Annotated in this window: 12 protein-coding genes; 5 read left to right on the top strand and 7 right to left on the bottom strand. The window is 63.0% G+C overall.

Translation table 11 applies throughout. The features are described from left to right. Positions 1-15 precede the first annotated feature (15 nt). On the top strand, positions 16-285 hold the full coding sequence (locus QP884_RS01540; RefSeq protein ID WP_005325102.1) for an HPr family phosphocarrier protein: 270 nt from the start codon (positions 16-18) through the stop codon (positions 283-285). A 68-nt stretch (positions 286-353) separates the two neighbouring features. On the opposite strand, the gene QP884_RS01535 is transcribed toward QP884_RS01540, so the two are convergent. The 3 genes from QP884_RS01535 to hflX form a co-directional block, all read right to left on the bottom strand. After that, positions 354-1,343, bottom strand: coding sequence for an HNH endonuclease signature motif containing protein (locus tag QP884_RS01535; RefSeq protein ID WP_284820341.1), 990 nt, complete (start codon positions 1,341-1,343; stop codon positions 354-356). 131 nt (positions 1,344-1,474) lie between these two features. After that, a complete protein-coding gene (locus QP884_RS01530) occupies positions 1,475-2,755 on the bottom strand; it encodes a uracil-xanthine permease family protein (RefSeq protein ID WP_239194056.1) in 1,281 nt (426 codons plus the stop codon). 31 nt (positions 2,756-2,786) lie between these two features. Then, positions 2,787-4,280, bottom strand: coding sequence for a GTPase HflX (hflX, locus tag QP884_RS01525; RefSeq protein WP_284820340.1), 1,494 nt, complete (start codon positions 4,278-4,280; stop codon positions 2,787-2,789). Positions 4,281-4,355: 75 nt separating this feature from the next. Between hflX and QP884_RS01520 the strand changes: the two genes are divergently transcribed. Both QP884_RS01520 and QP884_RS01515 read left to right on the top strand, forming a co-directional pair. Next, the gene (locus QP884_RS01520; RefSeq protein WP_284820339.1) at positions 4,356-5,153 is read left to right on the top strand and encodes a hypothetical protein; all 798 of its coding nucleotides are present in this window, start codon (positions 4,356-4,358) and stop codon (positions 5,151-5,153) included. A 36-nt stretch (positions 5,154-5,189) separates the two neighbouring features. Then, on the top strand, positions 5,190-5,801 hold the full coding sequence (locus tag QP884_RS01515; RefSeq protein WP_251067651.1) for a hypothetical protein: 612 nt from the start codon (positions 5,190-5,192) through the stop codon (positions 5,799-5,801). A gap of 39 nt (positions 5,802-5,840) precedes the next feature. Here QP884_RS01515 and dapF read toward each other — a convergent pair whose 3' ends face one another. Genes dapF through QP884_RS01500 form a run of 3 tightly spaced genes read right to left on the bottom strand, consistent with a single transcriptional unit; the run spans position 5,841 to position 8,202 of the window. After that, entirely contained in the window at positions 5,841-6,701 is an 861-nt protein-coding gene (gene dapF, locus QP884_RS01510; protein ID WP_284820338.1) for a diaminopimelate epimerase, read from the bottom strand. Between the two features lie 5 nt (positions 6,702-6,706). Then, entirely contained in the window at positions 6,707-7,603 is an 897-nt protein-coding gene (miaA, locus tag QP884_RS01505) for a tRNA (adenosine(37)-N6)-dimethylallyltransferase MiaA (protein WP_284820336.1), read from the bottom strand. Then, positions 7,603-8,202, bottom strand: a complete 600-nt coding sequence (locus QP884_RS01500) for a hypothetical protein (protein WP_239228331.1) — start codon at positions 8,200-8,202, stop codon at positions 7,603-7,605. The genes miaA and QP884_RS01500 overlap by 1 nt, the downstream gene beginning before the upstream one ends. Positions 8,203-8,338: 136 nt before the next feature. Between QP884_RS01500 and QP884_RS01495 the strand changes: the two genes are divergently transcribed. Both QP884_RS01495 and QP884_RS01490 read left to right on the top strand, forming a co-directional pair. Further along, the gene (locus tag QP884_RS01495; RefSeq protein WP_284820332.1) at positions 8,339-9,643 is read left to right on the top strand and encodes a DUF349 domain-containing protein; all 1,305 of its coding nucleotides are present in this window, start codon (positions 8,339-8,341) and stop codon (positions 9,641-9,643) included. After that, complete coding sequence (locus tag QP884_RS01490; RefSeq protein WP_284820330.1) at positions 9,643-10,770, top strand: GNAT family N-acetyltransferase; 1,128 nt, start codon at positions 9,643-9,645, stop codon at positions 10,768-10,770. The genes QP884_RS01495 and QP884_RS01490 overlap by 1 nt, the downstream gene beginning before the upstream one ends. Before the next feature lie 11 nt (positions 10,771-10,781). Here the strand turns inward: QP884_RS01490 and QP884_RS01485 are convergent, their stop codons facing one another. Continuing rightward, on the bottom strand, positions 10,782-11,411 hold the full coding sequence (locus QP884_RS01485; protein WP_284820329.1) for an Rv2732c family membrane protein: 630 nt from the start codon (positions 11,409-11,411) through the stop codon (positions 10,782-10,784). Between the last annotated feature and the right edge of the window lie 16 nt (positions 11,412-11,427).

Raw genomic sequence — 11,427 nt, 5'->3', positions numbered from 1 at the left:
GAAAGGATATTTTCCATGGCTTCCAAGACTGTAAAGGTTGGCTCCTCTGTAGGCCTGCACGCACGTCCTGCATCTATTATCGCGGACGCTGCCGGCGAGTTCGATGAGGATATCTTCCTCAACCTGGTCGGCGATGATGATGAGGATGAGACCGATGCGGCCTCTTCCCTGATGATCATGGCTCTTGGCGCAGAACAGGGCGATGAGGTTACCGTTACTTCTGAAAACGAAGAAGCAGTGGAAAAGATTGCTGCTCTCATCGAGAAGGACCTGGACGCTTCCTAAGTCCTAAAAAGGTTCCACTTTAGGCTCCCCGCCCTTGCGGTGGGGAGCTTTTCGCTTGCCGACGCCACCTATCCCCACGGTGGCACCCACGTCACCTGCCCGCGCACCCGGGCTAGCCGGCCACGGCGCGGCGGGGCGTTGGGGTCATCGTCATTGACACCATTGTGATAGGGACAGCAGGTCGCAAGGTTCGCAGCGTTGGTCTCGCCGCCATGCTTCCAGGCTTTGAGGTGGTGAATCTGGCACTTGTCGGCGGGGTAGTTACAGCTCTCCCACGGGCATACCGGGTTGACCGCAGCCGCCATGAGCCGCTGCTTGTCGTTGGCTACGCGCGAGGTGCGGTAGAGATTGACCGGCCCCTCGTGGGGATGGACGAGCGTGACATAGCCGTGGTCGCTCAGTGTCCGCGTGACAAGCTCCGCTCCGGTGATTCGAGCGCCATTGGTGAGTTGGAGGGTGATTTCCTCGCCGTCTCCGTCTACTACGCGGTCGAGCTCGTCGAGTGTGAGAACCACCTGCGTCGTCACCGTCGCCCGCGTCGCATCCGCCTTGCCAAAGAAGAGGTCTTTGGCAGATTCCAGGGGCTTATTGGCATCCAATGCAGCGTGCATATCCGCCACATCGGCCGAATCCCCGGTAATGGTCAGTGACCATGGGCCGCCGGAGCGGCGGGTAATGCGCACTCCCTTTTCGGGCGCGCGGCGCGGTCGCAGCTCGCGTACCAAAGCGCGGGCACGCTTTTCCAGGGCGGTGGCGCTGCCGCGAAAGGCACACAGTTCGGTGCGTAGGGTCCAGGCATCGCGCTGCGTCGGCAAGCGCAAGGCGTATTTTTCAATCAGCAGTAGCACGTCAAGGGAATGCCTAGTCTGCCGCGCCGCTCGCTGTTTGGCAGGAAAGCCGCACCGGCCGAAATAGGTATCGCATAGACGCAGCAGGTCGCGCGCGGCAATGTCGGAGGCGCCCCGCGCGATGAGCTCGCGATCGCTAAGCCCTTGAACGGCGGCGACAATGTCCATGCCGGCGTTCACTGCGTTTAAGTATGCGTCCAATGCGGTCATGCCGCTGAGTTAAATAGACCCCGCGCGCCTATGCGAGGCACATAGCGGCGCACTGTGGATAACCCGCGTTGGCCCGTCAACAACAATGCCCGCCGCGGTCGCGCGACGGGCAGTTATCCACAGGTTGAAAATTAGTACTTGGCGCCGTGACCCTCGCCGACGGAATCGTAAAGCTTCTTCATAATCGGATAAGCCACGATGATGCCTACCGAGCCCCACGCAATGCCCTCGAGGGAGACCCCGCCCACGGTGAGGGTCAGGTTGCCGATGCCCGCGATAAGCGCCACTGCGGCCGCAGTCAGGTTGACCGGGTTATTGAAATTAACCTTATTATCCATCCAGATACGCACACCCAGCATGCCGATGAGTCCATACAGCACGATGCAGGCGCCGCCCAGAACGCCGGTCGGGATGGTGAAAATCAGCGCACCAAACTTCGGCACGAAGGCCAAAAGGATGGCGGTAAAGGCTGCTACCCAGTAGGCGGCGGTGGAATATACACGGGTTGCGGCCATCACGCCGATATTTTCGGCGTAGGTCGTGGTACCGGAGCCGCCAAAGCCGCCGGCAAGGGTGGACGCGAGGCCATCGGCAATCAGAGCGTCACCGGCTAGGTCATCGAGATCGCGCTTTGTCATCTCGGAGACAGCCTTGACGTGGCCGACGTTTTCCGCGATGAGAACTACCAGCACAGGAAGTGCCACGGCAATGGCGGAGACGTTGAAGGAAGGCGCGTGGAATTCCGGCAGGCCCACCCACGGGGCGGCATCGATGGCCGCCACGGCGTCATCGCCGAGGTTGCCGGTCAGCGCGGCGAAAATCCAGCCGACGACCACACCGAGCAGGATGGACAGACGCGAGACCATGCCGCGGCCGGCGACGGTGGCCAGCAAGATGACGAGCAGTGTCACGGCGGCCACGAGCGGCTGGGAGGCGAAGTTCTCGGCCGCGTTCGGCGCCAGGTTCAGGCCGATAAGGGCCACGATTGCACCGGTCACGGCCGGCGGCATGACGGCGTCTAGGACGCGGCGGCCGGCGATTTTGACTGCCACACCCACCGCGGCCAAGACGAGGCCGGTGACCAGAATGGAGCCTGCCTGCGCGGCGATGCCGTACTGCTGCGACGCCGAAAGCGGCGCGATGAACGCGAACGAGGAACCGAGGTAAGACGGCAACCGGTTGCGCGTGATAAGCAGGAACAAAATGGTTCCGAGGCCGGAAAAGAGCAGCGTCGTATTGACGGGGAATCCGGTCAGGGTGGGAACCAAAAGCGTAGCGCCGAACATGGCCACCACGTGCTGCATTCCAATGCCGATGGTTCGGCCCCAGCTGAGTCGTTCTTCCGGCGCCACGACCGCGCCCGGTGCAATCCTTTTACCGTCTCCGTGGACGGTCCAACCTTTTAAGCTCACGAGCCTTAATTATGGATCACCCGGGGTGGTTTTAGGAAACTTCCTCCACGATGAATTCGGCGAGTTCGCGGGCGGTGGGTGCGGGAAGGCGGACGTCGACAAGCGTGCCATCGGCCGTGTACTCCTCGTGGCGCACCGTGCCCTCGGCGTGTACGCGGGCCACCACATCGCCGCGGGTGAAGGGAACCTGCAGCTTGACGTGGCTGTCGCGGGAGTTGAGGAAGAGCTCCACGCGCGCGGTAAGTTCGTCGATTCCCTCGCCCGTGCGCGCGGATACGTAGACGACGTCTTCGTGGTCGAGTACATGGCGCAGCTCGGCGAGCACTAGCGGGTCGGCCTGGTCGATCTTATTGATCACGATGATCTCGGGCGGGGCCTGTTCCCCGGTTTCCGCGACAATATCATAAATGACCTGGTTGACGGCCTCAATCTGCTTGAGCGGGAAGGGGTCAGAGCCATCGACCACGTGCAACATAATATCGGCGGCCAGCACCTCTTCCAAGGTGGATTTGAAGGCCTCGACCAGCTGCGTGGGCAGGTGGCGGACAAAGCCGACGGTGTCGGTGAAGACGACTTGGCGACCGTCGGCAAGCGTGGCACGGCGAGTCGTGGGGTCCAACGTGGCAAAGAGTGCGTCCTCCACCAGCACGCCGGCGCCGGTCATGGCGTTGATGAGCGAGGACTTTCCAGCATTGGTGTAGCCGGCAATAGCTATCTGCGCGATGGTTGAGCGCTGGCGCTTGGAACGCTTGACCTCACGGGCGGTCTTCATAGCGCGCAGCTCCTTGCGCAACCGGGCCATCTCCGTGCGGATGCGGCGGCGATCCGTCTCGATCTTGGTCTCACCGGGACCACGCAGGCCGACGCCGCCATTGGAGCCGGCGCGGCCGCCCGCCTGGCGCGAAAGGTTGCCGCCCCAACCACGGGTATGGGTGTAGAGGTATTCCAGCTGCGCCAAGGAGACTTGTGCCTTGCCTTCTTTGGACTTGGCGTGCTGGGCGAAGATATCGAGGATGAGCATCGTGCGGTCAATGACCTTGGTGTTAAGCGCGCGCTCGAGAGCGGTGAGCTGGCCAGGATTGAGCTCGCCATCGCACACCACGGTATCGGCACCGGTAGCTTCAACGATGTCGCGCAATTCCTTGACCTTGCCGGATCCAATAAAGGTGCCGGAATCAGGCTTATCGCGCTTTTGGTAGATCATCTCTACTACTTCGGCGCCGGCGGTCTCGGTCAGCGCCGCGAGCTCGTCCATGGTGGCTTCAACTTCGGCCACGGTGCCTTCGGTCCACACGCCAACCAGGATGACGCGCTCGAGGCGCAGCTTACGATACTCCACCTCATAGCCATCGGTGGTGTCTTCGGCGCGGATGGTGGTCTCACGGGTAACGCGGCGGAAGGCGTTACGCTCTGCCAGGTCAAGGTCACCGGTGGTGGGCGTCGCCTCTGGTGTGGCCGGGGCGTCGTTATCGCGGAACGCGCGGGCGAGGAGATCGTCGTTATTGTGCTGGGAAAATTCGGTCATACTGCCCTTCATTTTGGCACGTTGCGGCCGAAAGCGGGAATTGCGGATTCTTAGCTGGCTGCACAAGGCGATACAATGGCGGGCATGAACGATAAGGACACTGGGGTGAAGCAGAATACCGAGATGCAGGCCATTGGCCTCAATTTCGAACGCTGGCAGGACGCCGTCGAGGCCGCTATTGCTAGCGATCGCTTGGCCGTTACCGGTGAGGTACGCGGTGGCCAGCTGATTCAGTTCACCGATCCATCGGGCGCGCAGCTCAATATTCTCGCGGTGGAACCTTTTGCTACTTTCATCGGCTTCAATGCGGTTACGCAAGGGTTCGCCCACGTAGAGATGGTCAACGATGTTCTTGCCCTGCTGGAAATTATCGATCCTTTCGGCACCACCATCGCCCAGGCCACCGCGAACCTGGCGCAGGGGCCTTTGCTTGCCGACGAACCCTTGCAGCAATGGCAGCAAATCTCCCTCACCGCCATGGGCCTCGATGTCCGCACCTACGAGTCTGCCGATGCCTATGAGGCGGCCGAGGGCGAATTCCCGGCGCTCTTTGAGTCTGCGGGGGCGAAGGTAATTTCCTCCGGCTCTGGCGCGGAGGTTCCTACCCCAGCCGCTACCTTTGCGGCCCGCGTCATGGAATCCGAGTGGCGTACCAATGAGCTAACCGGCGAGAAATTCGCCCACCTCGTCATGGACGGCCTCTTCCCCTTCGATCTCTGCCTGCCGGCGGGTAGCGACGAGCTGCCTGCTAAGGACACTATCGTGGCCGGCACCGCCCTGCTGACGGCTTCTATTGAAATGCCCAGCGGTGGCTGCGGCGACGGCGCTGGCTGCGGTTGTGGCTCTAGTGGCTGCGGCTGCGGCGGTCATTAAGAGCTGACGCGAAGGTCTGGTGGAATAGCTGTGTGGATGCCCTTCCCGGAAAATGCGAGAAACCGGCGGGTACTGGTTCTCGCGCTGATCCTGGTGGGATCAGTGGCGGTTGTGGCAACCCTAAAACTTCCCGGGGTTTTCATCGCGGCACTACTTATCGCGGCGGCACTGCTTATGCTCCACACCCGGCCGGATGCCTCGGAGCAGGCGGCGCTGCGCAGCTCTATTCGGCTCTCTGCCGAAGATATTGAGGACGTCTTGGCGGAGTACGAAGACTTCCGGTCCTCCGAGGCGGCCGAGAAGATCGCGGACCGCACGCTCTACCGGCCGGCGCTTTTAGATCTGGATTGCTCCGACCCCACCATCGAAGCCTTCCACTATGAAATTTCGGGCGCCCGACGCTTCCTGCGCCGGTTGAACCTGCGCGTCAACGCGGAAGAGGTCAGCACCAACGAGCTGGAGTCCTTGCTGAAGGTGACCGATGAACGAGCCCGCGAGCTCAAGGAAACCTGGCTGTCGGCCCGCCGAGCCGCTTTTGCGCTCGGGCCGAAGTATGAAAAGAACGAAGTAAAAAATCGCGCCCTGCGCCGCCAAGCCCTCGAAGAGCAAGCGTTCGAGGAAGAGGAAGGCGAAGGGCGCAGCGCCTAAGCGCTCACCGCTCACTGCGTGCGCCGCGCGCTACGCGGCCTAAAGCGAGGTCTCGCCGGTGGCGACGATCGCGGACGGGCCGGTCAAGCGCGAGCCACCTTCATAGATGCCCACGGTCACTTCCCCGCCGGGAACGTGTACGTGCACGGTGCCGTGAGGGGTGGTGGTGTGGTCAACGGCGGCGTCGGCAAGCGCGGCGGTCGCGGCCGCCACGGTGCCGGTGCCGCAAGAGCGGGTCTCTCCTACCCCGCGCTCAAAGACGCGCATGTGCACGTGGCCATCGCGCAGAGGGGTCACGACCTCAACATTCACGCCGGCGGGGAAGAAAGAATCATCAATGACGGGCTGCTCGAAAGTCTTGGCCGCAAGTTCCTCGGCGTCCAGCCCCGGCACCACGGCCGCGAGGTGGGGGTTGCCCATGTCAACGCCCAGACCGGCGTAGCTTTCCCCTGCCATGGACGCGGTGGATACACCCGTTACTTCGGCCGGTCCCATCTCCACGGTGACCTCCGCCGCGTGCTCATCATACGAGTGCACCGTCACGCGCTTGGCGCCGGCGCGGGTGCCGATGGTGAACTCGTCTTCTTCCACGAGGCCGCGCGAGCGCAGCCAGTGGGCGAAAACGCGGGTGCCGTTGCCGCACATTTCGGCCACGGAACCGTCGGCGTTGCGATAATCCATGAACCAGTCAGTGGGCGCGATGCCCTCGGCCAAGGCCTCGATTTCTCCGGCCGCGAGCAACGCCTCGGCGCGCACGACGCGCAGCAACCCGTCGCCGCCAATACCGGCGCGGCGATCGCACAGCGCCGCTACGCGCTCGGGGGCAAGCGGCGTGGCGGCCGCGTGGTCTTCGACGATGACAAAGTCGTTCTCAGTTCCATGACCCTTGGCAAATTTCATGCTCCCTACCCTAGCGCGCGCAGCGCCTGGGCGGTCGTATCGCCCGCGGCATCCAACCACGCGATGCGCTTGTCGCGATTGAACCACGAGCGTTGGCGGCGCACATAGCGCCGTGTCCCGGTAATCGTGCGCTCAACGGCCTCATCCCAGGTGAGTTCGCCGCGCTGGGCTTGGAATACCTGCGCATAGCCGATGGCGCGCCCGGCCGTGGAATCGGCGACCAAGCCCTGGGATTGGAGGCGCTCGACTTCCTCGATGAGTCCGCGCTCAAACATCTGGCGGGTACGCAGCTCGATGCGCGGATTAAGCCAATCTGCGGTGGTGCGCAGGCCGAGCAAACGGGTACCCCAGCGCGGCGAGGCGTCTTTCGGCGGTTGGCTGGCTTTATAGGGCTTGCCGGTCAACTCGATGACTTCCAGGGCGCGCACGGTGCGCCGTGGATCCTTATCTTCAATGATTTTGGCCGCGGCCGGGTCCACCTGCGCCAGCTCCTCGTGCAGGGCATCGGTCCCGATTTCTACGCGCCGGGCTTCATACTTGGCGCGGACGGCGGGGTCGGTGGGTGGGAACTGCCAGTCGTCGACAAGCGCTTGGGCATAAAGCATCGAGCCGCCAACCAGGATTGGCGTCTTGCCGCGGGCCATGATGCTTTCCACGTCCGCGATGGCATCGCGCTGGTAGCGCGCCACAGAAGCGGTTTCGGTCACGTCCCACACATCGAGCTGGTGGTGCGGGATTCCCTCGCGCTCGGCCGGGGTGAGCTTGGCGGTGCCAATGTCCATGCCGCGGTAGAGCTGCATGGAATCGACATTGACCACCTCGCCGTCTAGCTCCTGCGCCAGCGCCAACCCCAGCGCAGATTTGCCGGAGGCGGTGGGTCCAAACACTGCAATCGGGCGCATTAGACCTCCCACCCTGCAACGTAGCGGCCAACCCCCAGGGTGGCGTCGGTGGCCAGCAACTGCGCCTTCTTTGGTTGTAGTCCTGCTAACTCCTCCCACAGTGCGGGCTCTACCACACCGCGCTGGGAAAGCCACTCGCCTGCCTTGCTTGCCGACGCCCCCATGAGCACCTCCTCGCACCACTCGTGCGCTTCCTGGGCACCGGGAACGAGCGCTAAGGGGGCGCGTTCGGTCAGGCCCGCGCTGCCATCTGCCACGACGATGGTGAGCGCCGCCGGATCCGGCTGGCCAATGTGCTCCCGGCTAGCGCGGGCGTTAAGCTGCGGCACGCTGTGCAGCACGTAACGGGCCATAATCTCGGGCAGATAATTGCCGCCGCCTAGGTTCGTGGCCGCACCCCACGCCTTTAAGCTGCCGGTGTGGGCGGTGTACCAGCGCTTGTCCTGGCTGCCGACGATATCTACCTGCGTTATGCCGGCGGCCGCAGCTTCCACCGCAAGGGTGCGGGCAGCGGCAAGCAGTGCGCGAGAGGCGGCGTCATTGGAGGAAAGCTCCACGGCCAGCGCGGGTGAGGCTGGCATTACCATGAGATTGAACATTATTCCTCCATACTATCTACCCAAGTGGAGGTAATTAAATAGAATCTGGGCACGCGCGGAATATTCGCGGTAATGTATCCAGTGATTTTATTCGGCAGCCGTGACGCGCGGCGATCTATGCATAGGAGGGCTTGTCATGTCTCCCATCCCTACCCCAGGTTCCATGCCCAAGAAGGGCCCTCGTCCCACCGCAAAGCCTGTTCCCGTCCAGACACCCAGCAAGAATGACCCGGCCAAGTGGGGCCGGGTCGACGCGGATGGTTCCGTCTTCGTTTCCGCTCCGGAGGGCGAACGCAAGATTGGCGAATGGCAGGCCGGCACCCCCGAGGAGGGCCTACAGCACTACGGCGCGCGCTACGACGATCTCTCCACCGAAATTGAACTGCTCGAGGCGCGCCTGCGCGCCAACCCCAGCGAGGCCGCTGGCATCAAAAAGACCGCAGCGCAACTGCGCGACACCCTGCCTACCGCTGCGGTCATCGGTGATATCGCAGCACTTGACCGCCGCCTTGTTGCCGTCATTGAGCACTCGGTAGAAGCCGGCGAGCAGGCGCAGGCCGATAAGGAGCGCCGCCGCGAGGAAGCTATCGCTGCCAAGGAAAAGCTGGCAGCTGAGGCAGAAGAAATTGCCGAAAACTCCACCGAATGGAAGGCCGCAGGCGACCGCATTCGCGCCATCCTGGAAGAGTGGAAGCAAATTAAGGGCATTGATCGCAAGACCGACGATGCCCTATGGAAGCGCTACTCCCGCGCCCGCGACTCCTTCAACCGCCGTCGCGGCTCCCATTTTGCCGAGCTGGACCGCGCCCGTGCGGTTGCCCGCAAGAAGAAGGAAGAACTCGTCGAGCGTGCCGAGGCCATCCAGGATTCCACCGAGTGGGGACCCACCGCCCGCGCCTACCGCGATTTGATGACCGAGTGGAAGGCCGCCGGCCGCGCCCCGCGCGACGTGGACGATAAGCTGTGGGCCCGCTTCCGCGCCGCCCAGGACAAGTTCTTCAATGCCCGCAATGCCGTCAATGACGAGCGCGACCGTGAGTTTGCAGAAAATGCCAAGGCCAAGGACGCCTTGATTGCGGAGTACGACGGCCAGATCGACCCGTCCAAGGGCATCGAAGGTGCGAAGGCTAAGCTGCGCGAGCTGCAGGAAAAGTGGGAAGAGGTAGGCTTCGTTCCCCGCAAGCAGGTGCGCGAGTACGAGTCCAAGATTGAGGCGCTGGAGCAGCGCGTCACCGAAGCAGAAAAGTCCGAGTGGCGCCGCACTGACCCAGAGGCGCAAGCACGCGTGGCGCAGTTCCAGGCTAAGGTCGATGAGTTTAACTCTCAGGCCGAGGCAGCTGAGGCCAAGGGCGATGCGAAAAAGGCCGCTGATCTGCGCGCGCAGGCCGAGCAGTGGCAGGCTTTCGCCGACGCCGCCGCTAACGCCGTCAACGATAAGTAGTGCACCTCGTCCACATTGCGCGGCCACCGCGGCCGCACTCGCCTACCGCTCACGCCCGGCCCAGCGAACCTGCGGACTGCATTCGCAGCTTCGTCTTTTGGGCCAACTTGGCGGCCCAAGAAGCAAGCGGCGATGCCGCGGCATCGACGTCGCCGGGCCGCGTGGTTCAACGTCTGCAAGGTTCTAGCGAATCACAGACCCATCTTTTTGCCGTAGTGGACGGCGACTCCACCCTTGGTGAGGTTTCTGAACTTGGCCTGCCGCTTATCCCCTCGGTGGAGCCGAGCCCGGAGCTGGATTACCTCGGGTTCATCCACATTAGCCTGCCGCTTTTGGAGGAGCGCGAGACCGCAGAGATTGAATGCGTGCTGTGCGATTTGCCCCTTCCTGGCGAACAGCTCGATGAGGAAGGGCGCAAGGTCGCCGAGTGGATGGGTGCGAAGGCGCTGGAGCTGGCCCGTAAACTCGGCCGCACCGTAGCGCACGTAGGACTATTGCACCCGCCGGGCGCGGACCCAGACTACGACGCTATGGGCAGTATCTACCGCGAGTTGGGATTTACGCAAAGGCATGCGGAGCACCAGCTGGTGATGGACATCCCCGAAAGCCCTGTCGCAGCGCTGCTCCCGGCGGGAATCACCGCCCGCGTCTGGCCGGATTACGACATCCCCGAGGACTACCTCGACGAGGTCATGCGGCTGCTTAGCCTAGCTTCCGCTGACGCGGAAACTGGTGATCTGACGGTGGAGCCCATCGTGTGGACGCGTGCTCGATTGCGCGAAGCGCACAGCCGCCTGCGCTCTCGCCGCGGGCACACGCTTCTTATCGCACTCACCGCCGAGGACGGGAGCATACTCGCACTAACCGAAATGGCTCGGCACGAGGACGCGAATCCTGAGGTATGCGAGTGGACTCTGACTGTCACCGATCGTCCGCACCGACGTCGCGGACTTGCACAGCTAGCCAAGCTCACAGCGCTGCATGAGGTGGCAGACTATTGGCCGCGGGTACGGCGCTGCTATTGTTCCGTTGCCGCCAAGGGCGCGGCCATGAATGCCATTTACCGCAGCCTGGGCGCCCGGGAACTCTCCCGCTCTTCTGCGTGGGAATTGCGGCTGCGGGACTAGTGGCGGTAGGCCTACTGCTCGCCGCGCTGGGCGCGGTGGCGTTCGGCGGCTTGCTTGCGGCGATTGTCCACCAGTGGCTCCCGCTGCGGTGCCGCGTCAATCCTGGATTGAAATTCGCCCACCTCATCGAGCTGTCCGGCGGTGGCGCGCACGCGGGCTTCGGCTGCCTTCTGCTCTGGGCTGCGGCGCAGCGCCACCATACTATAGGCCAGAAATGCTAGGAAGGTAGCCAGCATCCCTACCCACATTCCCAACGACGCCCCGTCGGCGGTAGAACCACGGAACCAGAAACCCCATAGGTTGGCGAAGAAGGACACCGTCACCAACATCCACGCGATGAGCCCCGGCGTAGCGCGACGGGTAAACAGCGTCACCGGAGTAAGAACGCCCAACCCAATGAGCGCGAGCCACGCGGAGACGGTTTCCATGATGGAAATCCTCACGCCACTAGATGTGGTGCCGAACGTCAATGCCTCCCAACCGTGGGCTGGACCGGCGTAGGGCAAAATCAGGTAGAGGATATACGCCACCACTGCAATGCACAGCGTAACCTTGTGACCGCCGAGGTCCATTGTTTGAGCTGCTCTCCGCTCAGCGTTAGCTGCATTGTGGGCTGCGGTGGTCGAATGTTCCTCAGTCATGGCTCCCTAGCCTACT

This window comes from Corynebacterium tuberculostearicum, assembly GCF_030229345.1.
Taxonomy (GTDB): Bacteria; Actinomycetota; Actinomycetes; order Mycobacteriales; family Mycobacteriaceae; genus Corynebacterium; species Corynebacterium tuberculostearicum_G.
This window is presented reverse-complemented; position numbering and strand designations above follow the sequence as displayed.